Source organism: Citrobacter pasteurii (assembly GCF_019047765.1).
GTDB lineage: Bacteria > Pseudomonadota > Gammaproteobacteria > Enterobacterales > Enterobacteriaceae > Citrobacter > Citrobacter pasteurii.
The window spans coordinates 3,730,449-3,757,318 of record NZ_CP077262.1; the positions used below are offsets into that span (position 1 = coordinate 3,730,449).

At 51.3% G+C, this 26,870-nt stretch carries 23 protein-coding genes; 11 read left to right on the top strand and 12 right to left on the bottom strand.

The features are described 5' to 3' along the window. From tolQ to cydA, 6 genes are all read right to left on the bottom strand, one after another. The gene (tolQ, locus tag I6L54_RS18190) at positions 1–693 is read right to left on the bottom strand and encodes a Tol-Pal system protein TolQ (protein WP_003022976.1); all 693 of its coding nucleotides are present in this window, start codon (positions 691–693) and stop codon (positions 1–3) included. Further along, positions 690–1,094, bottom strand: a complete 405-nt coding sequence (ybgC, locus tag I6L54_RS18195; RefSeq protein ID WP_005125439.1) for a tol-pal system-associated acyl-CoA thioesterase — start codon at positions 1,092–1,094, stop codon at positions 690–692. The genes tolQ and ybgC overlap by 4 nt, the downstream gene beginning before the upstream one ends. Positions 1,095–1,367: 273 nt before the next feature. Continuing rightward, positions 1,368–1,661, bottom strand: coding sequence for a cyd operon protein YbgE (ybgE, locus tag I6L54_RS18200; protein ID WP_005125440.1), 294 nt, complete (start codon positions 1,659–1,661; stop codon positions 1,368–1,370). Then, positions 1,661–1,774, bottom strand: a complete 114-nt coding sequence (cydX, locus tag I6L54_RS18205) for a cytochrome bd-I oxidase subunit CydX (protein WP_003022970.1) — start codon at positions 1,772–1,774, stop codon at positions 1,661–1,663. Before cydX ends, ybgE begins: the two co-directional genes overlap by 1 nt. 14 nt (positions 1,775–1,788) lie before the next feature. Continuing rightward, the gene (gene cydB, locus I6L54_RS18210; protein ID WP_005125441.1) at positions 1,789–2,928 is read right to left on the bottom strand and encodes a cytochrome d ubiquinol oxidase subunit II; all 1,140 of its coding nucleotides are present in this window, start codon (positions 2,926–2,928) and stop codon (positions 1,789–1,791) included. Positions 2,929–2,943: 15 nt separating this feature from the next. Beyond that, on the bottom strand, positions 2,944–4,512 hold the full coding sequence (gene cydA / locus I6L54_RS18215; RefSeq protein ID WP_005125442.1) for a cytochrome ubiquinol oxidase subunit I: 1,569 nt from the start codon (positions 4,510–4,512) through the stop codon (positions 2,944–2,946). A 1,219-nt stretch (positions 4,513–5,731) separates the two neighbouring features. Here cydA and glmS point away from each other — a divergent pair. The 10 genes from glmS (at position 5,732) to cobO (ending at position 16,938) form a co-directional block, all read left to right on the top strand. Next, positions 5,732–6,181 (top strand): methylaspartate mutase subunit S, encoded by a 450-nt coding sequence (gene glmS / locus I6L54_RS18220; protein ID WP_005122530.1) that lies wholly within the window; start codon positions 5,732–5,734, stop codon positions 6,179–6,181. Continuing rightward, positions 6,181–7,575 (top strand): methylaspartate mutase accessory protein GlmL, encoded by a 1,395-nt coding sequence (gene glmL, locus I6L54_RS18225; protein ID WP_040232514.1) that lies wholly within the window; start codon positions 6,181–6,183, stop codon positions 7,573–7,575. Before glmS ends, glmL begins: the two co-directional genes overlap by 1 nt. A 12-nt stretch (positions 7,576–7,587) precedes the next feature. Continuing rightward, positions 7,588–9,033, top strand: coding sequence for a methylaspartate mutase subunit E (locus I6L54_RS18230; protein ID WP_040232517.1), 1,446 nt, complete (start codon positions 7,588–7,590; stop codon positions 9,031–9,033). Further along, entirely contained in the window at positions 9,033–10,274 is a 1,242-nt protein-coding gene (locus I6L54_RS18235) for a methylaspartate ammonia-lyase (RefSeq protein WP_040232519.1), read from the top strand. The genes I6L54_RS18230 and I6L54_RS18235 overlap by 1 nt, the downstream gene beginning before the upstream one ends. A 3-nt stretch (positions 10,275–10,277) precedes the next feature. Then, positions 10,278–11,648 carry an acyclic terpene utilization AtuA family protein gene (locus I6L54_RS18240; protein ID WP_003831426.1) on the top strand — a complete coding sequence of 457 codons (1,371 nt, stop codon included), beginning with the start codon at positions 10,278–10,280 and terminating at the stop codon, positions 11,646–11,648. After that, complete coding sequence (locus I6L54_RS18245) at positions 11,645–11,962, top strand: DUF4387 domain-containing protein (RefSeq protein WP_005122536.1); 318 nt, start codon at positions 11,645–11,647, stop codon at positions 11,960–11,962. Before I6L54_RS18240 ends, I6L54_RS18245 begins: the two co-directional genes overlap by 4 nt. A gap of 168 nt (positions 11,963–12,130) precedes the next feature. Continuing rightward, entirely contained in the window at positions 12,131–13,438 is a 1,308-nt protein-coding gene (locus I6L54_RS18250) for a dicarboxylate/amino acid:cation symporter (RefSeq protein ID WP_005122537.1), read from the top strand. Positions 13,439–13,562: 124 nt separating this feature from the next. Further along, a complete protein-coding gene (gene glsA, locus I6L54_RS18255) occupies positions 13,563–14,564 on the top strand; it encodes a glutaminase A (RefSeq protein ID WP_040232520.1) in 1,002 nt (333 codons plus the stop codon). A 109-nt stretch (positions 14,565–14,673) separates the two neighbouring features. Then, complete coding sequence (locus tag I6L54_RS18260; RefSeq protein ID WP_040232521.1) at positions 14,674–16,326, top strand: class I fumarate hydratase; 1,653 nt, start codon at positions 14,674–14,676, stop codon at positions 16,324–16,326. 9 nt (positions 16,327–16,335) lie between these two features. Next, on the top strand, positions 16,336–16,938 hold the full coding sequence (gene cobO, locus I6L54_RS18265; RefSeq protein WP_005122540.1) for a cob(I)yrinic acid a,c-diamide adenosyltransferase: 603 nt from the start codon (positions 16,336–16,338) through the stop codon (positions 16,936–16,938). Positions 16,939–17,057: 119 nt separating this feature from the next. On the opposite strand, the gene I6L54_RS18270 is transcribed toward cobO, so the two are convergent. Beyond that, positions 17,058–17,960: a LysR family transcriptional regulator gene (locus tag I6L54_RS18270; protein WP_005122541.1), complete on the bottom strand. Its 903-nt coding sequence runs from the start codon at positions 17,958–17,960 to the stop codon at positions 17,058–17,060. 404 nt (positions 17,961–18,364) lie between these two features. On the opposite strand from I6L54_RS18270, the gene cobA reads away from it, so the two are divergent. Further along, positions 18,365–19,153 carry a uroporphyrinogen-III C-methyltransferase gene (gene cobA / locus I6L54_RS18275; RefSeq protein WP_005122542.1) on the top strand — a complete coding sequence of 263 codons (789 nt, stop codon included), beginning with the start codon at positions 18,365–18,367 and terminating at the stop codon, positions 19,151–19,153. Here cobA and I6L54_RS18280 read toward each other — a convergent pair. The 5 genes from I6L54_RS18280 to sucA all read right to left on the bottom strand — a co-directional run bounded on the left by I6L54_RS18280 (position 19,132) and on the right by sucA (position 26,498). Next, the gene (locus I6L54_RS18280; RefSeq protein ID WP_040232522.1) at positions 19,132–20,025 is read right to left on the bottom strand and encodes a PocR ligand-binding domain-containing protein; all 894 of its coding nucleotides are present in this window, start codon (positions 20,023–20,025) and stop codon (positions 19,132–19,134) included. The genes cobA and I6L54_RS18280 overlap by 22 nt on opposite strands. Before the next feature lie 257 nt (positions 20,026–20,282). Continuing rightward, entirely contained in the window at positions 20,283–21,152 is an 870-nt protein-coding gene (gene sucD, locus I6L54_RS18285; RefSeq protein ID WP_005122544.1) for a succinate--CoA ligase subunit alpha, read from the bottom strand. Then, on the bottom strand, positions 21,152–22,318 hold the full coding sequence (sucC, locus tag I6L54_RS18290) for an ADP-forming succinate--CoA ligase subunit beta (protein ID WP_003022927.1): 1,167 nt from the start codon (positions 22,316–22,318) through the stop codon (positions 21,152–21,154). The genes sucD and sucC overlap by 1 nt, the downstream gene beginning before the upstream one ends. 140 nt (positions 22,319–22,458) lie before the next feature. After that, the gene (gene odhB / locus I6L54_RS18295) at positions 22,459–23,682 is read right to left on the bottom strand and encodes a 2-oxoglutarate dehydrogenase complex dihydrolipoyllysine-residue succinyltransferase (RefSeq protein ID WP_040232523.1); all 1,224 of its coding nucleotides are present in this window, start codon (positions 23,680–23,682) and stop codon (positions 22,459–22,461) included. A 14-nt stretch (positions 23,683–23,696) separates the two neighbouring features. Further along, positions 23,697–26,498, bottom strand: a complete 2,802-nt coding sequence (sucA, locus tag I6L54_RS18300; RefSeq protein ID WP_005122547.1) for a 2-oxoglutarate dehydrogenase E1 component — start codon at positions 26,496–26,498, stop codon at positions 23,697–23,699. Positions 26,499–26,870 lie beyond the last annotated feature (372 nt).

The window sequence follows — 26,870 nt, forward strand, 5'->3', positions numbered from 1 at the left end:
TTACCCCTTGTTGCTCTCGCTAACGGTAAACGCCTGGCGGTGCAGAATCGCGGTGAACTCTTCCATAAAGTTGTCGTAATTCAGTTCCAGCTTGTTCACGCGCTGATTCAGTCGGTTGTAAGCCATAACCGCCGGGATTGCCGCAAACAGACCGATGGCCGTTGCAATCAACGCTTCCGCGATACCCGGTGCAACCATTTGCAGGGTTGCCTGTTTTACCGCGCCCAGCGCGATAAATGCGTGCATGATCCCCCAAACGGTACCGAACAGACCGATATACGGGCTGATGGAGCCGACAGTGCCGAGGAATGGAATATGCGTTTCCAGCGTTTCCAGCTCACGGTTCATCGAGATACGCATCGCACGGGAAGCCCCCTCAACGACCGCTTCCGGCGCGTGGCTATTTGCCCGATGCAAACGAGCAAACTCTTTGAACCCGCTGTAGAAAATTTGCTCTGAACCCGCCAGGTTATCACGACGCCCCTGGCTTTCCTGATACAGACGCGACAATTCAATGCCGGACCAGAACTTGTCTTCAAACGCTTCGGCTTCACGTGAAGCAGCATTAAGAATACGGGTCCGCTGGATAATAATGGCCCAGGATGCGATTGAGAAGCCAATCAAAATCAACATGATAAGTTTAACCAGAAGGCTTGCCTTCAGGAACAAATCAAGGATATTCATGTCAGTCACTGCTTAAACTCCGCGACAATAGACTTGGGAAGCGCACGAGGCTTCATTTTGAGTGGATCAACGCAAACAATCAGAACTTCGGCTTCATTCAGCACGACGTTCTCTGCGTTGACAATGCGTTGCGTGAAAACCAATGAGGTGCCACGCATTGACGTAATTTCGGTTTGGACTTCGAGCATATCGTCAAGCCGGGCAGGCGCAAAATACTCCAGGGTCATCTTGCGCACCACAAAGGCTACACGTTCGGCCAACAGAACCTGCTGACTGAAGTGATGATGACGCAGCATCTCTGTGCGTGCTCTTTCATAAAAAGCGACGTAGCTGGCGTGATAAACCACCCCACCGGCATCAGTGTCTTCATAATAGACACGAACCGGCCATCGAAAAATATACTTATTCATTCTTACTGCCTCTTTGTTGGCTTTGCCCACTCACACCGGTCGCTTAACTTTGTAAGCTCCTGGTGACTCGCGTTCTTGCCGCCGCGATGCATCAAGAATGTCGTTGTATATCGCGCTGTCTTCACTTTACATCCCGGTAATGCAATTAGGTTAGTGCTTTCAAACTTCGCTACTATACGCGCGGGAATGGTGCTTTGGAATGGGGGAAAGTAAACGGAGAGTAAAAAATTATGGGCTTATGCAAGCCCATAAATATTTAAGGATGTTTCTTATTCAAAAGAAGAAGAAAATCAGACCAACAACGAGGACGATATCTGCGATCAGCGGGCAGAAGATGCCCTGCCAATGTACGGCGCGAGGACGGAAGCCAACGCCGTGAATGATGCCTGCGCAGACCGCCCACATCAGCATGAAACCATGCCAGATTTCAAGCTCACTGGTTTTGGCTGCGAAGCGTGACGGATCCCAGAATATGCAGCCGGCCAACACGATTGCCAGCACAAAGGAAAGCGCCCGCAAGGGGCGCTTGTCCATCGCGTTGTATACCATCGCGATAATGTTGATCATCAACTATCTTCTTGTCCGGCCTTGCCTGATTCAACGTGCTCAAGCGCCAGCGCTGTGATTATCCCAAATGCACAGGCAAGAAGCGTTCCCAAAATCCATGCGAAATACCACATTTTAAGCTCCTTACTTAGTACAGAGAGTGGGTGTTGCTTTCAATATCTTCTTTGGTGATGCGACCAAACATCTTCCAGTAACACCAGCCGGTGTACAGCAGAATGATCGGTACGAACACACAAGCTACATACGTCATCAGATTCAGCGTCAGCTGGCTGGACGTTGCATCCCACATGGTCAGACTCGCATTCATCATGGTGCTGGATGGCATCACAAACGGGAACATTGCGATACCGGCAGTCAGGATGATGCAGGCTAACGTCAGTGAGGAGAAGATGAACGCCCAGGCCCCTTTCTCCATACGAGAAGTCAGAATGGTCAGCAGCGGCAGAACCACGCCCAGAGCAGGAACCAGCCACAGAATAGGTGCATTGTTAAAGTTCACCATCCATGCGCCCGCTTCACGTGCCACTTCTTTGGTCATCGGGTTAGAGGCGGCGTGGTGATCCAGAGCGGAAGTCACAACATAACCATCAATACCGTAAATAACCCAAACGCCGGCCAGTGCGAAGCAAACCAGAGTCACCAGCGCCGCAACCTGTGAGGTGGTACGTGCACGCAGGTGTAGCTCGCCCACGGTACGCATCTGAAGATAGGTGGCGCCCTGAGTGATGATCATCCCTACGCTCACAACCCCTGCCAGCAGACCAAACGGATTCAGCAACTGGAAGAAGTTACCGGTGTAGTACAAGCGCATGTACTCATCCATGTGGAACGGAACACCTTGCAGCAGGTTGCCAAACGCAACACCGATAACCAGCGGCGGAACGAAGCTACCAATGAAGATGCCCCAGTCCCACATGTTGCGCCAGCGCATATCTTCAATCTTGGAGCGGTAATCGAAACCGACCGGACGGAAGAACAAAGACGCCAGTACCAGGATCATCGCCACATAGAAACCGGAGAACGCAGCGGCATACACCATCGGCCAGGCAGCGAACAGTGCGCCACCCGCGGTGATGAGCCAAACCTGGTTACCGTCCCAGTGCGGGGCGATGGAGTTAATCATAATTCGACGCTCGGTATCATTACGACCGAGGAAACGGGTGAGCATGCCCACCCCCATGTCGAAGCCATCAGTGACCGCAAAACCAATCAGCAGAATGCCAACCAGCAGCCACCAGATAAAACGCAATACTTCATAATCGATCATTTGACGACTCCTGTCTTAGCGTGCCGGCTGAGAAGTCACAGTGGACTGCTCGTAGTGATAACGACCGGTTTTCAGGCTACTCGGCCCAAGGCGTGCGAACTTGAACATCAGATACAGTTCAGCCACCAGGAACAGGGTATACAGGCCGCAAATCAACAGCATCGAGAAGATGAGGTCGCCAGCGGTCAGCGAAGAGTTCGCTACGGCTGTTGGTAACACTTCACCAATCGCCCACGGTTGACGACCGTACTCTGCGACAAACCAACCGGATTCAATGGCAATCCACGGCAGCGGAATCGCATACAGCGCGGTGCGCAGCAGCCATTTTTTCTCGCCGATACGATTACGAATCACGGTCCAGAAGGACACAGCAATGATAGCCAGCATCAGGATGCCGCACGCCACCATAATACGGAATGCGAAGTACAGCGGTGCAACACGAGGGATAGAGTCTTTCGTGGCTTGCTGAATTTGCGCTTCGGTCGCGTCGGTGACGTTGTCCGTGTAGCGTTTCAGCAGCAGACCATAACCCAGATCTTTCTTCATGCTGTTGAACTGGTCACGAACGGCCTGATCGGTACTACCAGCACGCAGTTCTTCCAGCAGTTGATACGCTTTCATCCCGTTACGGATGCGCTCTTCGTGCTGCACCATCAGATCTTTCAGACCAATGACCGGTGTATCAACAGAGCGGGTGGCAATGATGCCCAGCGCATAAGGAATTTGAATCGCAAAATGGTTTTCCTGCGCATCCTGGTCCGGAATACCGAACAGCGTAAAGGATGCCGGTGCAGGTTGGGTTTCCCACTCGGCTTCAATAGCAGCAAGTTTGGTTTTCTGCACGTCGCCCATTTCGTAACCAGATTCATCACCGAGAACGATAACAGACAAAATGGCAGCCATACCAAAGCTGGCGGCGATAGCAAAAGAACGTTTAGCAAACGCGAAGTCACGGCCGCGCAGCATATAGTAGGAGCTGATACCCAGAACGAACATCGCGCCACAAACATAACCAGAAGCCACAGTGTGAACAAATTTCACCTGAGCAACCGGGTTGAGCACCAGTTCAGAGAAGCTCAGCATCTCCATACGCATGGTTTCAAAGTTGAAATCCGCAGCGATTGGGTTTTGCATCCAGCCGTTCGCAACCAGAATCCACAGTGCGGACAGGTTTGAACCTAAGGCCACCAGCCAGGTGACGCACATATGCTGGACTTTACCCAAACGGTCCCAGCCGAAGAAGAACAGACCTACAAAGGTGGATTCGAGGAAGAAGGCCATCAAACCTTCAATCGCCAGCGGCGCACCGAAAATATCCCCTACATAGTGGGAATAGTAAGACCAGTTAGTCCCGAACTGGAACTCCATGGTCAGACCGGTTGCCACACCCAGAGCGAAGTTGATACCAAACAACTTGCCCCAGAACTTGGTCATATCTTTATAAATCTGTTTGCCGGAAAGGACGTAGACCGTTTCCATGATGGCCAACAAGAACGCCATACCGAGCGTCAGTGGCACAAACAGGAAGTGGTACATCGCGGTCAAGGCAAACTGTAAGCGCGACAGTTCGACTATATCTAACATCATGACTCCTTGCTCATCGCATGAAGACTCCGAGAGTGAACCCCGTTAGAAAGGGTCACACGCATGCCCCAATACAAATTTATTTGCTTCCTTCCGCCGCTGCTCTTTCTTCTCATTTGAAGAAAGGACAATGATGGAAAAGTTACAAACATGTTAATAAAACACTCAAATTGATCCCGCAATTATATTACGCCGTAAAATCCTTACAATAAACAGGTTTTTATCGAGGTAAATTTGCATTTTTCGATAGTGATCAATTTATAGCTAATTTATCACCTTCAGACCAATTTGATCTGCAGCAATTTAACCTCATTTGATGATGTTTACCAAGTTTTAAACATTGATTTAAATCAATTTTCAATTTTAATGTTAATAGTGTTTATCACTAGTGCAACTAGTGAACATCATGTTAACAATATGTTTTTCAATGAGTAATTGCCGTTACTACAAATGATAGAATATTTATTTAAATCTACACGATCTTTTAACCAGTGGGGGGACAAAATTATGGACAGATAAAGAGTCACTATTGCTGGGTAGCTCACAGTTTTTTGTTTAGCAAGCTCCGTAGCCATTATTTAATACAAATCATTAATTTTAATTTCACTTATAATTAACACCACAATGTAACTATCTCAACTGGAAGCGAAGCGGCAAGCATTGACCGACGCCCTGAGGTTTGGCGATCTCCCTGCAGAGACCCGCCGTTTCGCTTAAATCATCACTGTAAGTTATCACTCCAACCACAACATCGCTTCTACGACAAAGAATGAATATATTCCAAACAATTCATTATCATTTTTATCTTAAATTTAACAAAAAATATTTACGACATATAAGATTAATAAATAAAAAACCGTTATGTCGTTCACAAGTTATTTAGCGAATATCATTTTCGAAAATTATTAAAAACGCCCCTGATAAAGCCTGCACCACAAAATAAGATTTCGATCACAAACATCGCAAGTGGTTTATTAGGTAATTCGCTAATAAATAAAATAACCAATGCAAATAAATTTATAACATACTGATTTAAATGAATTTTTATGAAAATAAAATATAACAATCGTTTTATGCAGGATATTTTGAAAATAGATCAATTGCTTCCTTTTCCGCTTCCACTGAAACTCCAAACCTATTAAGAGGTTGTCACAATCCATGTTCTAAATATTAGAAATATTTTTTACTTATTGACCATCAGCCCTACAGAGGATTACCCATGAAGAAATCTACACTTGTTATTGGCGTCATCGGTGCTGACTGCCATGCAGTAGGCAATAAAGTTCTGGATCGCGTTTTTACTGCTCATGATTTTCACGTAATCAACCTCGGGGTGATGGTGAGCCAGGATGAATATATTGATGCCGCAATTGAAACAGGCGCCGATGCCATCGTGGTGTCCTCCATCTACGGCCACGGCGACATTGACTGCCTCGGACTGCGTGAGCGCTGCATCGAACGTGGCCTCGGCGACATCCTGTTGTACGTCGGCGGCAACCTGGTCGTAGGTAAACATGACTTCGCCGATGTGGAAGTGAAGTTTAAAGAGATGGGATTTAACCGCGTCTTCGCACCGAGCCACGACCTGGAAGATGTCTGCGCGCTTATCACTAATGATATTCACCAACACAAAGGCCTCGAGCAGCGTTGCCTGGAAGAGGCCATCTGATGCAAACAGTTTCTGTCGATATCGGCTCGACATGGACCAAGGCAGCCCTCTTCGCCCATGAAGGTGAGGAATTAACCCTGGTAAACCATGTCCTGACCCCAACCACCACACATCATCTGGCAGACGGTTTTTTTGCCAGCCTGAATCAGGTGCTGAACGTTGCCGATGCTCGCCCGTTACTGAAAAGTGGTGAAGTGCAGTTGAAATACTCCTCCTCGGCCAAAGGTGGACTTGCCGTAGCAGCAATGGGGCTGGTGCCTTCCATTACGCTGGAATCGGCAAAAGTTACCGCCCATTCGGCGGGAGCGAAAATCGCGCAATATTATTCGTACAAGCTGAACCGTCATGACATCCAGGAGCTGGAATCATCACCACCAGATATTCTGTTGTTTACCGGCGGTACAGACGGCGGTGAAGAAAGCTACGGCCTGGCGAATGCGCACGCGCTGGCAGGTTCAAAGCTTGATTGCGCCATTATCTACGCCGGAAACCGGGACATTCAGGACGAAATACAAACGATTCTGGGACACAAAGATCTGACCACGGTAGACAACATTCTTCCTGACCTCGATCACCCGAATCCGTTTGCCGCGCGCCAGGCGATTTGCGATGTGTTCTTGTCACGCATTGTCAAAGGTAAAGGTCTGGACGTCATTGTCGGCGAAACAGGCGAAGAGCCAATGCCGACGCCATGGACGGTCTATGAGTTAGTCAAAGCCATTAGCGATTACGACAACGCATGGAAGGAGTTCATGCTGATTGATATGGGCGGAGCCACCACGGATGTCTATTCGGCCAGCGCGAATACCCTCTCCCCCGACACTGTCCTGCATGGTGTTCCTGAACCGTTCGTCAAACGTACCGTTGAAGGTGACCTGGGCATGCGCGTTTCCGCCGTCGTGGTGGGAGAAAGCACGCAGGATATGGTGAAAGTTGTTTTCGCCCAACAGCCACAACGTGAGGAGGCGTTTTATCGCTACCTGCGTCATCTGGTTGGGCAGCCGGACTACCTGCCGGTCAACGCGGAAGAGAAATATTTCGACACTCTGTTAGCCGGTTTGTGCGTGGGCTATGCCACTGAGCGCCACGCGGGCACTAAGAAGCAGGTTTGCACCTGCGTCGGTAACGTGGATTTACAGATGGGTCGCGATCTCACCACCGTACGCAAAGTCGTCGGTTCAGGTGGATGGCTCTCTCGTGCCAGCCAGTTCGATATCCATAACTGGCTTAAATACCGGGAGCTGGACGACCAGGGTAAAAGAATTCTGTTACCGAATCAGTTTGAGTATTACCGCGATTCATATGGCCTGCTCCCGCTACTGGCAAATGTCGCCAGGCTGTACCCGCAAGCCGCTGCTCGCACCAGCATTCAGTGTTTAACCCTACAAAACTAAAGGCAGCTACGAATGGAACTTCGAAATAAAAAATTGACCCACGACGAATTCATGACCGAAAGGCACCAGGTATTGCAAACCTGGGAAACCGGCAAAGACGTTGAGAACTTCGAAGATGGCGTGAAGTACCAGCAATCAATTCCAGATTCAAAACGCTTCTCCCTCGCGCTGTTGAAGGCCGATCAAGAAGGTAAAACACTGAGCCAGCCGCGTGCAGGCGTCGCACTCATGGATGAGCATATCGAGCTGCTTAAAACATTGCAGGAAGAATGTGACCTCCTGCCAAGTACCATCGATGCCTACACCCGTCTGAACCGCTATGAAGAAGCAGCTGTCGGGATCCAAAAATCTATCGAGGCGGGCACCTCCAAACTGAATGGTTTACCCGTCGTCAATCATGGGGTTGCTGCCTGCCGCCGTATGACTGAGTCGCTGGAAAAACCAATCCAGGTCCGCCACGGTACGCCAGATGCACGTCTGCTGGCAGAAATCGCCATGGCCAGTGGCTTCACCAGCTACGAAGGCGGCGGTATCTCCTACAACATCCCTTACGCCAAACGCGTCACCCTGGAAAAATCCATTCGTGACTGGCAGTACTGTGATCGCCTGATGGGACTGTACGAAGAAAATGGTATTCGCATCAACCGTGAACCGTTTGGCCCATTGACTGGCACCCTGATCCCCCCGTTTATGTCCCACTCGGTAGCGATTATCGAAGGTCTGCTGGCACTGGAACAAGGCGTGAAGTCCATTACCGTCGGCTACGGCCAGGTCGGTAGTTTGACTCAGGATATCGCCGCCATTCAGGCGCTGCGTGAACTGTCCCACGAATACTTCCATAACCATGGCTTCGACGATTACGAACTGAGTACCGTTTTCCACCAGTGGATGGGCGGATTCCCGGAAGATGAAGCGAAAGCCTTCTCCGTTATCGCCTGGGGTGCGGCGGTTGCCGGTATGTCCGGTGCCACAAAAGTGATCACCAAAAGCCCGCACGAAGCGTTCGGTATCCCAACGGCTGCAGCCAACGCCCAGGGACTGAAAGCGTCACGCCAGATGCTCAACATGGTCAGCGACCAGAAATTCCCGCAATGCGCTGCCGTCGAACAGGAAGTTGATCTGATTAAGAGCGAAGTCCGCGCAGTGCTGAAAAAAGTCTTCGAACTGGGCAATGGCGACATTGCGCGCGGCACGGTGCTGGCCTTTGAAGCTGGCGTACTGGATGTACCGTTCGCACCTGCCGCTTGCAACGCAGGCAAAATTCTGCCGGTGCGCGATAACACAGGTGCTATCCGTATTCTCGAAGCCGGTGCGGTTCCGCTGCCGAAAGATATTCTCGCCCTGCACCACGACTATGTCGCAGAGCGCGCACATTTTGAAGGCCGCAAGCCTTCTTTCCAGATGGTCATTGATGACATCAACGCCGTATCCCACAGTAAATTAATAGGAAGACCATAATGAAAATCAAAAAGGCCCTTTTCACCGCTGGCTACTCCTCATTTTATTTTGACGATCAGCAGGCCATCAAAAATGGCGCCGGTCATGACGGGTTTATCTATACCGGCGATCCGGTAACACCTGGATTTACCTCTGTTCGTCAAGCGGGTGAATGCGTTTCCGTGCAACTGATTCTGGAAAATGGCGCGGTAGCGGTGGGCGATTGTGCAGCAGTGCAATACTCAGGTGCAGGTGGCCGTGATCCGCTATTCCTGGCAGAAAATTTCATTCCGTTCCTCAACGATCACATCAAACCGCTGCTGGAAGGCCGTGACGTTGATGCGTTCCTGCCGAACGCCCGTTTCTTTGACCAACTGCGTATTGACGGCCATCTGCTGCATACCGCCGTTCGTTATGGTCTGTCTCAGGCACTGCTTGACGCGGCGGCGCTGGCCACCGGTCGTCTGAAAACTGAAGTGGTTTGCGATGAATGGCAACTGCCGTGCGTGCCGGAAGCCATTCCATTATTTGGCCAGAGCGGCGATGACCGTTATATCGCCGTTGACAAGATGATCCTCAAAGGTGTGGACGTTCTGCCGCATGCGCTGATCAACAACGTGGAAGAGAAGCTGGGCTTTAAAGGCGAAAAACTGCGTGAGTATGTACGTTGGTTGTCCGACCGCATCTTAAGCCTGCGCACCAGCGAACGTTATCACCCAACGCTGCATATTGATGTGTACGGCACGATCGGTCTGATCTTCGATATGGATCCCGTGCGCTGCGCCGAATACATCGCCAGCCTGGAAGCCGAAGCTCAGGGCCTGCCGCTGTATATCGAAGGGCCGATAGATGCCGGTAACAAGCCGGATCAGATCCGCATGTTGACCGCTATCACCAAAGAGCTGACCCGTCTGGGTTCCGGCGTGAAAATTGTCGCCGACGAATGGTGTAACACCTATCAGGATATCGTGGACTTTACCGATGCGGGCAGCTGCCACATGGTACAGATCAAAACCCCTGATCTTGGCGGCATTCATAACATTGTTGATGCAGTGTTGTACTGCAACAAACATGCCATGGAAGCCTACCAGGGCGGTACCTGTAACGAAACCGAGATCAGCGCCCGCACCTGCGTACACGTGGCGCTTGCCGCGCGTCCGATGCGTATGCTGGTCAAACCTGGCATGGGATTCGATGAAGGTCTCAACATCGTGTTTAACGAGATGAATCGCACCATCGCGTTGTTGCAAACTAAGGATTAAGAGATGGCTCGCACATTTAAGATCTTATCGCCGACGGCTATCCTGGGTTATGGCTTCCCGGAAGAGAGTTTTCGTAAAGCCATGGAAGAGTCACCGGATCTTATTGCTGTTGACGCAGGTTCCTCCGATCCTGGCCCCCACTACCTGGGGGCAGGTAAACCCTTTACCGACAGGGCTGGGGTAAAACGCGATCTGCGCTATATGATCGTGGCGGGCGTTAAGAATAACATCCCGGTCGTGATCGGCACCGCCGGTGGTTCTGGCGCAGCTCCGCATCTGGAGTGGTGTCGCCAGATTATCCATGAGATCGCACAGGAAGAAAAACTGTCCTTCTCAATGGCGCTGATCCCGTCTGATGTCGACAAAGAAATCGTTCATCAGGCGCTGGATAACGGCAAAATCACCGCGCTCGATTTTGTGCCTGAACTGACTCACGAGGCGATTGAAGAGAGTACCTACATCGTCGCGCAGATGGGTATCGAGCCTTTCCAGCGCGCACTGAAAGCCGGTGCGCAAGTGGTGCTGGGCGGACGTGCCTACGATCCGGCCTGCTTCGCCGCGCTGCCGATTATGCAGGGCTTTGATGAAGGTCTGGCGCTGCATTGCGGTAAGATCCTTGAGTGTGCTGCCATTGCTGCCACCCCCGGCTCCGGCTCCGATTGTGCGATGGGCATTATCGACGACAACGGCTTTACGCTGAAGGCGTTCAATCCCAAGCGTAAGTTCACTGAAACTTCTGCTGCGGCGCACACCCTGTATGAGAAGTCCGATCCGTACTTCCTGCCGGGACCCGGCGGTGTGCTGAACCTGAAAGCGTGCACCTTTACCCAGGTTAACGAGGGCGAAGTGTATGTCAGCGGTTCACGTCATGAAGAAACACCGTATGCGTTGAAACTGGAAGGTGCGCGTCAGGTTGGCTTCCGCTGCCTGACCATCGCCGGAACGCGCGACCCGATTATGATTGCCGGAATTGACACCATTCTCGAAGAGGTCCAGGCAAGCGTAGCACGTAACCTCTCCCTGAATGACGACAGCATCCGCATGACGTTCCACCTGTACGGGAAGAACGGCGTGATGGGCAACCATGAACCGATGAAAACCGCCGGTCACGAACTGGGGATTTTACTGGATGTCGTCGCACCGACGCAGGATATCGCCAACAGCGTTTGCTCGCTGGTGCGCTCTACCCTGCTGCACTACGGCTATGAGAATCGCATTGCGACGGCGGGCAACCTCGCCTTCCCGTTCTCGCCATCTGATATTCAAAGTGGACCGGTGTATGAGTTCTCGATCTATCACCTGATTGAAGCAAGCGATGCGCTGCGTTTTGATTTCCACATTGAACAGGTGACGCCAGAAGGAGTTCAGGCATGAAACAGTCAATTTGTTCACTGGCGCAAGTTATTCGCTCGAAAAACGCCGGACCGTACGAACTGGTTTTAGATATTTTATTTAAAACCCGGGAAGACTATCAGCGAGTAAAGCGTTCGGAGCAATTAACTCCGCAACTTATTGCTGGGTTATATAATGTCGAACCTGACTTTATTCACAATATTGTGTGGTTTGATCCCGCTAATGCAGTAAAAATTGTCATGCCGCGCGATATTATTTCCGGCAATGTCGGTGACAATGATGTTTATGGCGCGCAGCAACACGCACCATTATTAAGTATTGAATTCGATCTGTAACAAAAAAACACAATAACAGCCATTGGAGCACAGAGTTCAGCTGTATCACAGTGCTTCGAATATTCATGCGGTTGGTCACAACAGGCGTGCGTCTGAGCTGCTGTCCAGGCTCAGGCGCACGCCACCCTACACAATTCCAATTACCAACCTTTATCCGATGGAGTACACATGAAGAAAATTAGTTTAACGAAGATGATCATATTAGGCCTGATACTCGGCATGATTGCCGGGGTGGCCATTAATAATATGGCCGCGGCTGAAACAGCAAAATCATATGCACAGGATATTTCCATTTTCACCACTATATTCTTACGTATGGTGAAGATGATTATTGCGCCATTGGTTATTTCAACGCTGGTTGTCGGTATTGCCAAGATGGGTGATGCCAAAACGCTGGGTCGTATATTTTCTAAAACCTTTTTCCTGTTTATTTGTGCCTCACTGCTGTCGATCGCATTGGGTCTGGTTATCGTTAATATCTTCCAACCGGGCGCAGGCATCAACTTTGTTGCTCATGACGCAGGCGCTGTTGCCGCCGTTAAGTCTGAACCCTTCACGCTGAAAGTCTTTATCTCACATGCCGTACCAACCAGTATCGTTGACGCGATGGCGCGGAACGAAATCCTGCAGATCGTGGTGTTCTCCATTTTCCTTGGTTGCAGCCTGGCCGCAATCGGTGAAAAAGCCGAGCCTATCGTGAAGGTTCTGGATTCCCTGGTGCACGTGATGCTGAAGCTGACAGGCTACGTCATGCTGTTTGCGCCACTGACCGTTTTTGCCGCTATTTCAGGTTTGATTGCCGAACGTGGTCTGGGTGTCATGGTCAGCGCCGGTATCTTTATGGGCGAGTTTTACCTGACACTGGGCATGCTGTGGGCAATTCTGATTGGCCTGTCGACACTCATTGTTGGTCCTTGCATCAGCCGTCTCACTAAATCAATCTTCGAACCGGCGCTGCTGGCCTTTACCACGTCCAGTTCTGAAGCCGCCTTCCCGGGCACGCTGGATAAGCTGGAAAAATTCGGCGTATCGTCAAAAATTGCCAGCTTCGTTCTGCCGATCGGTTACTCCTTTAACCTCGTAGGTTCCATGGCCTATTGCTCCTTTGCCACCGTCTTTATTGCTCAGGCGTGCAATATCGAACTGAGCATGGGCGAGCAAATTACCATGTTGTTAATTCTGATGCTGACCTCTAAAGGGATGGCGGGTGTACCGCGTGCCTCGATGGTCGTTATCGCCGCTACCCTGAACCAATTCAACATTCCGGAAGCCGGTTTGATCCTGCTGATGGGCGTCGATCCGTTCCTCGATATGGGTCGTTCAGCCACCAACGTCATGAGTAACGCCATGGGCGCTGCCATTGTGGGCCGTTGGGAAGGCGAACACTTCGGCCAGGGTTGCCGTGGAACTGCGCCAGTGAAGTCACCGGAACAGGAACGTCCGGTTACCGAACCGTCAGAAGTTGCGATGTCCTGATACCTCGTTATTGCCGGATGGCGCTTGCGCTTATCCGGCCTACATAACGTTTAATTATCCGTAGGCCGGATCAGGCGGTACGCCGCCATCCGGCGCATGATAAGTACCCCAACAGGAAAGCACCATGACTAAAACTCTGCTCGGCGTGAGTCTCTTTTCTTTCAGCGTCTTGTTTAGCGCTACCTCATTCGCGCAAACCGCGCCGGACTACGCCAGACTGATAGAACAGGCGCATCAAAAGTACAAAAGTAATAACGATGGAAAAGTCGCCGACTACATCCCTGCCCTGGCGACCTACAGCCCAAATAATTTTGCCATCACTATTGCTACGGTGGACGGCAAGATCTACCAGGTTGGCGATGTTAACAAACCCTTTCCCATGGAATCCCTGAGTAAAGTCTTCACCATGGCGCTCGCCATGGAACAGCACGGTCCTCAGGTGGTGCTGGATAAACTCGGGGCCAATGCCACTGGCATGCCTTTTAACTCCGGTTTAGCGGTTGAACTGACCAAAGGCGCGCCGGAAAACCCGCTGGTAAACGCCGGAGCCATGAGCACCGTTAGTCTGATTGAAGCCAAAGACAAAACCGATCGCTGGAATAAAATCCTCGACAACCTGAACGTCTGGGCCGATGCCACGCTCACGGTTAATGAGCCGGTTTACAAATCTGAGATGGAGACCAACCAGCACAATCAGGCGCTGGCGAAACTGATGGAATCCTATAACAGCTTCTATGGCAATACCGACGACGCCGTCGAAATTTATACCCGTCAGTGCTCGGTGGATATCACCGTTGAGCAACTGGCCAAAATGGGTGCCGTATTGGCGAACAAAGGCAAATCACCGTTCAACGGTAAGCAGTTGCTGAATGAAAAATATGTTCCGCAGGTGTTGGCGGAAATGGCAATTGCCGGACTGTACGACGGCAGCGGTAAATGGCTGTATACCGTTGGCATTCCGGCGAAAAGCGGTGTTGGCGGCGGAATGGTTGCGGTGGTACCCGGCAAATATGCGATTGCCGTCTATTCTCCGCCGTTGGACGAAGCCGGTAACAGCGTTCGCGCCCAGCAAACTATCGAATATGTCGCCGAAGCGACAAAAGCCAATGTCTTTTTAACCAAATAACTTTACGCCGGATGGCGCTTCGCTTATCCGGCCTACGACTAACGCATCAATGTAGGTCGGATAAGCGAAGCGCCATCCGGCAAACTACACGAAGAGGTGAGAAGTAAACATGTCTAAACCATTTGTCTGGCAGGAACTCTTTGTTCAGAGTAAAGATAGTACCGAGTATGAATTACTGAGTAACCAGCACGTAACGGTAACGGAGTTAGACGGAGAGGAAGTGATTAAGGTAGCGCCAGAAGCGTTAACCTTATTAGCACAGCAGGCATTTTATGAGGCTTCATTTTTTCTGCGCGCCGGACATTTGAAACAGATAGCCAGCATTTTGCACGACTCGCAGGCCAGCGGTAACGATAAGTACGTCGCTTTACAACTGCTGCGCAACGCTGAGGTTTCGGCCAAAGGCGTCCTGCCTAACTGTCAGGACACCGGGACGGCAACTATTGTGGCCTGCAAAGGACAGCATGTCTGGACAGGCGGCGATGACGCCGAAGCCTTAAGCAAAGGCGTGTATACCACCTTCACCGAAAACAATCTGCGTTACTCGCAAAATGCCCCGCTGGACATGTATACCGAGGTCAATACCCAGACTAACCTGCCGGCGCAAATCGACATCAGCGCCACGCCGGGTAATGAGTATAAATTCCTGTTCGTCAACAAAGGCGGCGGTTCTGCTAATAAGGCGGCGCTATTTCAGGAAACCAAATCTATTCTGCAGCCGGAGAAATTGACGGCTTTCCTGATCGAAAAAATGAAATCGCTGGGTACCGCCGCTTGCCCGCCGTACCACATCGCTTTCGTGGTTGGCGGATTATCTGCCGATCAGGCGCTGAAGACAGCCAAACTGGCATCAACCAAATATTACGATAACCTGCCCACCAGCGGGAACGAGCTAGGTCAGGCGTTCCGCGATACGGCGCTGGAAGCCGAGCTGCTCAATGCCAGCCGCGAGTTTGGCATCGGCGCGCAGTTTGGCGGGAAATACTTTGCCCACGATATCCGGGTGATCCGCCTGCCACGCCACGGCGGCTCCTGCCCTATCGCCATGGCCCTCTCCTGTTCTGCCGACCGCAATATCAAGGCTAAAATTAACAAACACGGTATCTGGCTGGAGAAACTTGAGCATAACCCGGGCAAATTTATCCCTGATTCACAGCGAGTGGAAAACGGCGCCCAGACCGTTCAACTGGATCTGAATCGCCCGCTGCGCGAAATCCTGCATGACCTTTCCGCCCTGCCCATCGGGACTCGTTTGTCGTTAAGCGGCCCAATTGTTGTTGCCCGAGATATCGCCCACGCAAACATCAAAGCGCGCCTGGATAACGGCGAACCGATGCCGGAATACATGAAAAAACATATCGTTTATTACGCCGGCCCCGCCAAAACCCCCGAAAACCAGGCCTGCGGCTCAATGGGTCCAACAACCGGCGGACGCATGGATGGGTATGTCGATGCTTTCCAGGCACAAGGCGGAAGTCTCATTATGCTCACCAAGGGTAATCGCAGTCAGCAGGTCACTGATGCCTGTCACAAACACGGTGGATTTAGCCTCGGCAGCATTGGCGGCGCGGCGGCTCTGCTGGCCCAGCAGTATGTGAAGAGCCTGCAGTGCCTTGAATATCCTGAGCTGGGAATGGAAGCGGTGTGGATGATGGAAGTTAAAAATATGCCTGCGTTCGTATTAGTCGATGACAAAGGCAATAACTTCTTTAGCCAGTTTGAGCAGCAACATCGCTGCGCAACCTGTCCGGCAGGACATTAAGGAGTCACCATGGAAGCGCGAGCCAATAATGACCGACATCGCCAGCGTCAGCAGAAACTGAAAGCGCAGGTTGATACCCGCGTGGCGGCGGCAACGGAGAAGAAAGGGATTCTGATGGTCTTTACCGGCAACGGTAAAGGAAAATCTACCGCAGCCTTCGGCACAGCGACGCGCGCGGTTGGTCACGGAAAAACCGTTGGCGTCGCGCAGTTTATTAAAGGCCAGTGGGATAATGGCGAGTACAACACACTGCACCCTCTCGGCGTGGAGTTTCATATTATGGGTACCGGTTTTACCTGGGAAACCCAGAACCGGGAAGCCGATATCGAGGCGGCCACCGCAGTGTGGCAGGAAAGTAAGCGCATGCTGGCCGATGCGCATTACGATCTGGTCGTGCTGGACGAACTCACCTATATGTTGGCTTATCACTATCTGGATACGCAGGAGGTTATCAGCGCCATCGAAAATCGCCCTGCCGACCAAAGTGTGATTGTCACCGGGCGCGGTTGCCATGCGCTGTTACTTGAACTTGCCGATACGGTCAGCGAGCTTCGCCCGGTTAAACACGCTTTTGATAGCGGCATTCAGGCACAGCCAGGAATCGACTGGTAATCGTTCTTTTGCCGGATAAGACGTTTACGCCGCATCCGGCGTTTTGCCCGAAACCGATACGCTTATCGGGCCTATGGTGAACACCGAAACCTGTAGGCCTGATAAGGCGCAAGCCGCCATCAGGCAGCCGACATCACGGATTTATTTAGCAACCAGTTGCGGAAGATCTCCAAATGCAGGGATTCTGATTTCTCCTCCCGCCACGTCATGATAAATCGATTCCCGGTGCGCATTGGAACATCGCAAGGAATCACCATATCCCCACTATCCAGATCGTGTTGAATGGCAAAACGGGGGAGCAATGCGACGCCAAGGTTGGAACGTACCGCCGCAATCAGCATCGACAAGAGATCAAATCTCGGACCTTTATTCACCAGCGGACTGCTGACATCGGACAGCGCAAACCATTCCTGCCAGCCTTTGATGCGGGTACTTTGATGCAACAGCGGGTATTCGTTCAGCAGTTCATCGACGGACAGCTTCCGGTCCGGTTCGGCAAGCAGGCAACGGCTGCACACTGGCAGAATTTCCTCTTCGAACAGGTACTCGACCCCCGACCACGGCGAGTAAAAATCTTCCCGCATGATCGCTGCGTCATATTCCCGGTTAAGAAAATCACCAATATTCGCCAGAGAATGAATATTAACGATAATATCAGGATTGAGTTTATTGAACTCACGCAGGTTTGGGATCAGCCAGTGCGTACTGAACGTTGGGTTAACCGCCAGTTCGATCACTTGTACGGTCGGCTGCCATGTCATGATCGTCGTTGTATCTCGTTCAAGCTTGTTCAGTGTTTCTTTAACGATAGCTAAATAGTGTTTGCCTGCCGCATTTAAAAAAATGCGCTTTTTGGCATGATTAAATAGCGCTGTATTAAGAAAATCCTCTAGCGCATTCACCTGGCGGAAAACAGCACTTTGTGTTAAAGCCAGCTCTTCAGCTGCCCGGGTATAACTTTCGTGACGCGCAACCACTTCAAAAGTTACCAGCAACTCCGTTTTGGGTATTTTTCCTCTCATAACCTCTTCCATATGCAGCGTACAAAAATAGTTTAATTTATAAAAAATAATTCATATCACCCGAACAAACATCGAGTGTTATATTTTATTTCAGGCATTGATGTCATTGATCCAATCCATGATTTGTTCATACTGATGGCGGATAAATATTAACCAATAATACTCAAGCACAACAATAAACACAATTTAATTAAGGTTGAATTCAGACACATAGCGCCAATAAGTTCTTAATAATTTTTCAAGTCATCTTGTTTATTGTGGAAAAAACTTTGCGAGATTAATCAATATTATCATTGTGATAATTTAGGAAAATTCAGCGTTATAACTTACAGGCAAACGACTGCTTTTAATCATTCTCCGGAGTGGTTCTGCCTTTTTTTGTTAGACGTGATAAAGGACACAATGTGAAAACTTTCGGAAAGGTCTGGCTCGTTGGCGCAGGTCCCGGTGATATTTCATTACTCACCCTCAAAGCAGTGATGTGCATTAAACAAGCAGATGTCATTATTTACGACAGGTTGGTCAATCCTAAGATTCTGGAATGGGCATCCGCTGACTGTGAGCTTATCAATGTCGGTAAGAATCCGGGATTTCATTGCGTGCCACAGGATGAAATCAATGCGCTTCTCGTTCAGTATGCTCAGACGCATCACAATATCGTGCGCTTGAAAGGTGGCGATCCCTACGTATTTGGCCGTGGAGCCGAAGAAGCTGAAGGGCTTATTGAGCCGGGGATCCCTTTTGAAGTCGTCCCCGGTATCAGTTCAACCATTGGGGGATTAACCTGTGCCGGGATCCCGGTAACACATCGCGATTACGCCTCTGGTTTTCACGTGGTGACCGGTCATACACGCGAAGGTAACCAGCAACAGAACTGGCGCCAGCTGGCCAAACTGAACGGTACATTGGTTATCGTCATGGGTATCGCTAATCTGGCGTTTATTTGTGAAGAACTGTTGATGGGCGGGAAAGCAGCAGACACACCCGCCGCGCTAATTATGTCCGCGACCCGGGAGAATCAACGCCGCCTGACCTGTACGCTCGGTTCATTACTGGGCAAAGCGCAGGAAGCCAACATTACGCCGCCTGCACTGATCGTCATTGGCGATGTCGTCACGCTGAGCGATCGTCTGTCTTTCATTCCTGCCGCTATCAACCTCCCTGAACATCTTTACTGCGAGAGTCTTGCGTGACGAAAAGACTGGGGTGATGTTTGATGCGCCGCCCGGAAAACGCGACAAAAATAGCTGGTTTGTGCGTACTGAAGTTTCCGGGCAATACTGTCTATAGAATGAACAGGATCATGTAATAGTTCCCCCGCCTTTTGCATTTTTTTCTGATTTACCCAGGTTTTAAAATTAACGCCCTGGCGTTTCTTAAAAAATCGGCTGAAATAATTCGCACTTAAACAGACATGTGCTGCCACAGACTCCAGGGATAAGTCACTATACAGGTTATCATCAATATAACGCAGTGCCGCCAGTAGTTTTTTCTCATGACGAGACAGCTCCGTTAAATAGTGCCGGACGTTACTTGCCGGTTTATCGAACACCACTTCAGATTGTTTTTCTTGTACATCAAAATTGTTGACAATAAAATGCAATAAATTAGCCGATGCCACCAACGTATTATTATCAACTGCAACAAGCTGATCCCACTCGGCTTTTATTTGAGGATCGCTCATCCATCGTAATTCATCGTCAACAATGATAGTTTTATATTCCGGGTACTTAGCCCGAACCTGACCACAGATAATAAAACCATGCAGATTCTCCTCATAAATTAATGGTATGGAGAACAGACTTAGCCCTGCATGGCAGCTGAATATTCTGGGCTTACATTGTTTCAGAGCCTCAAAAAAGCACTGTTTATCGCACGTTTGGCAACCAACACTGTAGCGTTTATTCGCTCTCATCAGCTTACAGAATGAATTAAAATTATAGCAATCAGAGAGTGCTCTGCCTGTAACATCAACGACTACCGTTGCTAACCCCGTCGCATTGGAGAAAACTTCTGCTATAGAGAAAAAACATAGTAAGTAATCATCCTGAATTTTCAGCGACACGCCATCCTCCAACTTTATTATGACTAAAGGCGGTAATATGCAAAATCTAGGCACAAGAAAGAATGATGCTCGCCGCAAAAAATAATCTCATTTGTGAAGATGATTGTGATCAAATTGCATGATGCGGGATGACAGAAAATAAAAAAGGCCATCAATAGATGGCCAACCATGTCGAAAACGAATCAGTCTTGCTTCCTTCGCGTAACAGCTGTTTTCTGCTACGCGAAGAGGTCGGACTTTATACTGCTTTTTGAGAATTACTTAATTACCGCTTTCAGCGCTTCGCCGATATCGGCCAGGCTGCGCACAGTTTTCACGCCTGCTGCTTCAAGAGCCGCGAATTTCTCATCCGCTGTCCCTTTACCGCCGGCGATGATGGCGCCTGCGTGCCCCATACGCTTACCTTTCGGCGCGGTGACGCCAGCAATGTAGCCGACAACCGGCTTGGTCACATGATCTTTAATGTACGCAGCCGCTTCTTCTTCCGCGCTACCGCCAATCTCACCGATCATCACGATCGCTTCAGTCTGCGGATCTTCCTGGAACAGCTTCAGGATGTCGATGAAGTTAGAGCCTGGGATCGGGTCGCCACCGATGCCCACACAGGTAGACTGGCCGAAACCGTAGTCGGTGGTCTGCTTAACCGCTTCATAGGTCAGGGTACCTGAACGGGAAACGATCCCCACTTTACCCGGCTTGTGAATGTGGCCCGGCATGATACCGATTTTACACTCACCCGGAGTGATAACGCCTGGGCAGTTCGGGCCGATCATGCGTACACCAGCTTCATCCAGCTTCACTTTCACGGTCAGCATATCCAGGGTTGGGATACCTTCGGTGATGGTGATGATAAGCTTGATGCCTGCATCGATTGCTTCCAGGATGGAGTCTTTGCAGAACGGCGCCGGAACGTAGATCACGGTAGCGGTCGCGCCAGTCGCTTCTACAGCTTCACGTACGGTGTTGAACACCGGCAGGCCCAGGTGCGTGGTGCCGCCTTTACCTGGCGTTACACCGCCAACCATCTGAGTACCGTAAGCAATCGCTTGTTCGGAGTGGAATGTCCCCTGGCTACCGGTGAAGCCCTGGCAGATAACCTTGGTATCTTTATTAATTAAAACTGACATTATTTCCCCTCCACTGCGGCAACAACCTGCTGAGCTGCATCCGTCAGACTTTTCGCTGCAATAATATTCAGGCCGCTATCAGCCAGTTTTTTCGCGCCGAGTTCAGCGTTGTTACCTTCCAGACGTACCACGACCGGAACGTTTACACCTACTTCTGCTACCGCGCCGATGATACCGTCAGCGATCAGGTCGCAACGTACAATACCGCCGAAGATGTTAACCAGTACGGCTTTAACATTGTCATCAGAGAGGATAATTTTGAACGCTTCGGTTACACGCTCTTTGGTCGCACCGCCGCCAACGTCAAGGAAGTTAGCCGGTTCGCCGCCGTGCAGCTTAACGATGTCCATGGTGCCCATTGCCAGGCCCGCACCGTTAACCATACAACCGATGTTACCGTCCAGTGCAACGTAGTTCAGTTCCCACTGCGCAGCCTGTGCTTCACGCGGATCTTCCTGAGACTGGTCGCGCATTTCGCGCAGGTCAGCCTGGCGGAACAGCGCGTTGCCGTCAGCGCCCAGTTTGCCGTCGAGGCAGATCAGGTCACCCTGCTTGGTCACGACCAGCGGGTTGATTTCGATCAGCGCCAGGTCGCGCTCCAGGAAGATAGTCGCCAGACCCATGAAGATCTTGGTGAACTGCTGAACCTGTTTACCTTCCAGACCCAGTTTGAACGCCAGCTCGCGTCCCTGGTAAGGCATCGGGCCTGCCAGCGGATCGAGCGCCACTTTGTGGATCAGGTGCGGGGTTTCTTCCGCTACTTTTTCGATTTCCACGCCGCCTTCGGTAGAGGCCATGAAGACCACGCGACGGGAGCTACGGTCAACCACTGCGCCGAGGTAAAGTTCTTTACCAATGTCGGTCGCGGCTTCAACCAGAATCTGATTTACCGGTTGGCCATGAGCGTCTGTCTGGTAAGTGACCAGACGTTTACCCAGCCAGTGTTCAGCAAAAGCGCGAATGTCTTCTTTGCTGTTAACAACCTTCACACCGCCCGCTTTACCACGGCCACCAGCGTGAACCTGACATTTTACTACCCACGGGCCAGCGCCGATTTTAGATGCGGCTTCTTCTGCTTCACGCGGAGTAGTACAGGCATAACCCACCGGTGCCGGTAAGCCATAGCGGGCAAAAAGTTGTTTTGCCTGATATTCATGTAAGTTCATGTGTTCTATCCATCCTTCAGGTAATCATTATCTTATAACCCGTAGGCCTGATAAGCGAAGCGCCATCAGGCATTACAGCCTCGCCGGATGGCGGCATAAATGCCTTATCCGGCCTACGGGGCAGGTGATACTTTTATTGACTACACGTCCAGCAGCAGACGCGTTGGATCTTCCAGCAACTCTTTAATGGTTACCAGGAAGCCCACTGACTCACGACCATCGATCAGACGGTGGTCATAAGACAGCGCCAGATACATCATCGGCAGGATTTCAACCTTACCGTCTACCGCCATCGGCCTGTCTTTGATGGCATGCATACCCAGGATGGCGCTCTGCGGTGGGTTGATGATCGGCGTAGACATCAGGGAACCGAACACACCACCGTTAGTGATGGTGAAGTTACCGCCCGTCAGATCTTCAACCGTCAACTTGCCGTCGCGACCTTTAACTGCCAGTTCTTTAATGTTCTTCTCGATGTCAGCCATACCCAGCAGATCCACATCACGCAGAACCGGCGTTACCAGACCACGCGGCGTGGAGACCGCCATGCTGACATCAAAGTAGTTGTGATAAACCACATCGTCGCCGTCGATAGACGCGTTCACTTCCGGATAGCGTTTCAGCGCTTCAACCACCGCTTTCACGTAGAAAGACATAAAGCCCAGACGGATACCGTGGCGTTTCTCGAACGCGTCACCGTACTGCTTACGCAGATCCATGATTGGCTTCATGTTGACTTCGTTAAACGTGGTCAGCATCGCAGTGGAATTTTTCGCTTCCAGCAGACGCTCGGCTACGCGTTTGCGCAGACGGGTCATCGGAACACGTTTTTCGCCACGTGCGCCCAGTTGAGCCTGTGGCGCAGGCGCAGCGGCCAGTGCTTTGGCTTCAGCTTTCGCCGCCGGGGCTTTCGCCAGATGCTTTTCAACATCTTCACGCGTAATACGACCGCCGACGCCGGTACCGTTAATGGCGCTGGCTTCGAGGTTATGCTCACCCAGCAGGCGACGGATCGCCGGGCTCAGGGCATCGTTGTTCTGCTCAGCAAGAGACGCCTGCTGGCGCTGTGCCGGAGTAGAATCTTTCTCTTCAGACTTAGCGCTGGTTTCTTTACCGGCGCTGTTGCCTTCACGCAGGCGACCAAGGATCTGGCGAGAAGTGACGGTTGTCCCTTCATCTTCCAGAACCGCATCAAGAATACCGTCCGCTGATGCCGGTACTTCCAGTACCACTTTGTCAGTTTCGATTTCTACCAGTACTTCATCACGACGTACTGCATCGCCCGGTTTTTTGTGCCAGGTTGCAACCGTTGCATCCGCTACGGATTCAGGCAGGTCGGGAACAAGAATATCTACGCTACTCATTATTTATCCTTTATTTAATCGACGTTCAGCGCGTCATTAACCAGATCTTGTTGCTGCTTCTGGTGAACGGACATATATCCTACTGCCGGAGAGGCAGAGGCCGGGCGACCTGCATAACGCAGAGCTGACCCAAATGGAATGACTTCACGGAAATGATGCTGGCTGCAGTACCATGCGCCCTGGTTGAGCGGCTCTTCCTGGCACCAGACAAAATCATGTACATGAGCAAACGGTTTCAGCGCTTCCTGCACCGCTTTATGCGGGAACGGATAGAGCTGTTCGATGCGCACAATGGCAACATCTTTTTGGCCATTCTTGCGGCGTTGCTCCAGCAGGTCGTAATAAACCTTACCAGAACACATCACGACGCGCTTCACGCCTTTCGGATCAAGTTCATCGACTTCGCCAATGGCTGGCAGGAAGGTGCCATTTGCCAGTTCGTCCAGCGTAGACACCGCCAGCGGATGACGCAGCAGCGACTTCGGTGACATCACCACCAGCGGACGACGCATCCCGCGCAGCGCCTGACGACGCAGCATGTGGTAAACCTGTGCCGGGGTGGACGGGACGCAAACCTGCATGTTTTGCTCAGCGCAAAGTTGCAGATAACGTTCCAGACGTGCGGAGGAGTGCTCCGGCCCCTGACCTTCATAGCCGTGCGGCAGCAGCATCACCAGACCGCACATACGGCCCCATTTCTGCTCGCCGGAAGAGATGAACTGGTCAATCACCACCTGCGCACCGTTGGCAAAGTCGCCGAACTGCGCTTCCCAGATGGTCAGCGTGCGTGGTTCTGCCGTGGCATAACCATACTCGAACGCCAGCACGGCTTCTTCAGACAGCACGGAGTCCCATACGCGGAACGTGCCCTGGCCGTTATGCACATGCTGCAACGGCGTGTAGGTTGAACCGTTCGCCTGGTTATGAATCACTGCGTGACGGTGGAAGAAGGTTCCGCGGCCAGAGTCTTCACCCGACAGACGAACCGGAATGCCTTCATCAACCAGCGTGGCGTAAGCCAGATTCTCTGCCCCACCCCAGTCGAACAGCTTATCGCCTGCGGCCATGGCCTGACGGTCACCGTAAATTTTGGCGACGCGCGACTGCATTTCAACGGCTTCAGGCACGGTGCTGATGCGTTTTGCCAGTTCCTGCAAACGCTTCATCTCAACCTTGTTCGGGTAGTTTTCGTCCCACTCGTGGTTGAGGTACGGCGACCAGGTGAAGGAGTGCATGTTCATTGGACGCCACTCTTTCACCACGCATTCGCCAGCATCCAGTGCGTCACGATACAGATTGACCATTTCGGTCGCATCTTCCAGCGTGGCGACTTTGTCCGCTTCCAGCTTGTCAGCGTAGATTTTACGCGGGGTCGGATGCTTTTTGATTTTCTGATACATCAACGGCTGAGTTGCGCTCGGCTCGTCGGCTTCGTTGTGACCGTGACGGCGGTAGCACACCAGATCGATGAAGACATCGCGTTTGAAGGTGTTACGGAAATCCAGCGCCAGACGCGTCACGAAAGCGACCGCTTCCGGGTCATCCGCGTTAACGTGGAAAATCGGCGCCTGAACCATCTTACCGATGTCGGTGCAGTACGGTGTAGAACGCGCATCCAGCGGGTTAGAGGTGGTGAAGCCCACCTGGTTGTTGATGACGATACGCACGGTACCGCCCACTTCATAACCACGCGCTTTCGACATGTTCAGGGTTTCCTGAACCACGCCCTGCCCGGTTACTGCCGCATCACCATGAATGGTAATTGGCAGCACTTTATTGCTGCTCGGCTCATCCAGACGATCCAAACGTGCGCGTACGGAACCGATAACCACCGGGCTAACGATTTCCAGGTGCGACGGGTTAAACGCCAGCGCCAGGTGCACCAGACCGCCTTCGGTTTCGATATCAGACGAGAAGCCCATGTGGTACTTCACGTCACCGGTGCCGAGGTGTTCTTTATGTTTGCCCGCAAATTCGTCGAACAGTTCCTGCGGGCGTTTGCCCAGTACGTTAACCAAAACGTTCAAACGACCACGGTGCGCCATACCCAGCACCACTTCACGGGTACCGCTGTTACCGGCGTGGCGGATCATCTCTTTGAGCATTGGGATTAACGCATCCCCGCCTTCCAGCGAGAAGCGTTTCGCGCCCGGGAACTTCGCACCCAGGTAGCGTTCCAGACCTTCCGCTGCGGTCAGTTCGCTGAGGAAGCGTTTCTTCTCTTCACTACTGAAGGCGGCGCGGCCAGACTCAATACGCTGTTGAAGCCAGCGTTTTTCTTCGGTGCTGGTGATGTGCATATACTCGGCGCCAATCGGGCCGCAGTAGGTTTGTTTCAGCGCGACAACCAGGTCGCTCAGCTTCATCGTGTCTTTGCCGCCGGCAAAAGAACCTACGTTAAAGCTTTCCTGGAAGTCCGCATCGGTCAGATCGTGGAAGGACGGATCCAGATCGGCCACATTTTCTTGCTGCCACAGTCCCAGCGGATCGAGATTCGCATGCTGATGACCGCGGAAACGGTAGGCGTTAATGAGCTGCAGGACTTTAACCTGCTTCACATTGGCATCAGGGTCGGAAATAGAAGAAGAGTAACGTGGGGTAATCAACGCCTGCCGACGGAAATAATCACGTGTTTTTGAGTGGAGTTGATCCGGTTTGACTCCGGTACCAGGTAACTGCTGGAACGTCGAACGCCAGTTAGCATCTACCGAGTCAGGGTCGGTTAAGAAGTCTTCATAGAGCTGTTCTATCCAGCTCTGGTTAGAACCAGAGAGGTAAGAAGAGTCCAACCAGGCTTTCAAAGCGCTGTTCTGCATCGTGATCCCTTAAGCATCTTTTCTGCTTATTTAATACTCTAAATAGATCACGTATCAGGAAGGCGGCAAGCTTGCGAATCCCTGGGAGCTTACATCCAGTAAGTGACCGGGGTGAGCAAGTGCAGCCAACGCACATGCAACGTGATCTATGACGAGTATTTCGCCGTGGATACTACCACGCACACCGATGTGCGTGCCGGGGTTCACTTGTTGCGGACTGTCGTGTTTTCTGCGTCCGCTAAGGAACCTTTAAAAACTGTCTAATAATCGTCGCTGTTCAGGCTGCGATTATTGCTATCAATGTGGCAGTTTTTAGAGGTTTCCTGCACTTATATTGCCTGATGGCGCGTAGCTTATCAGGCCTACGGGTTA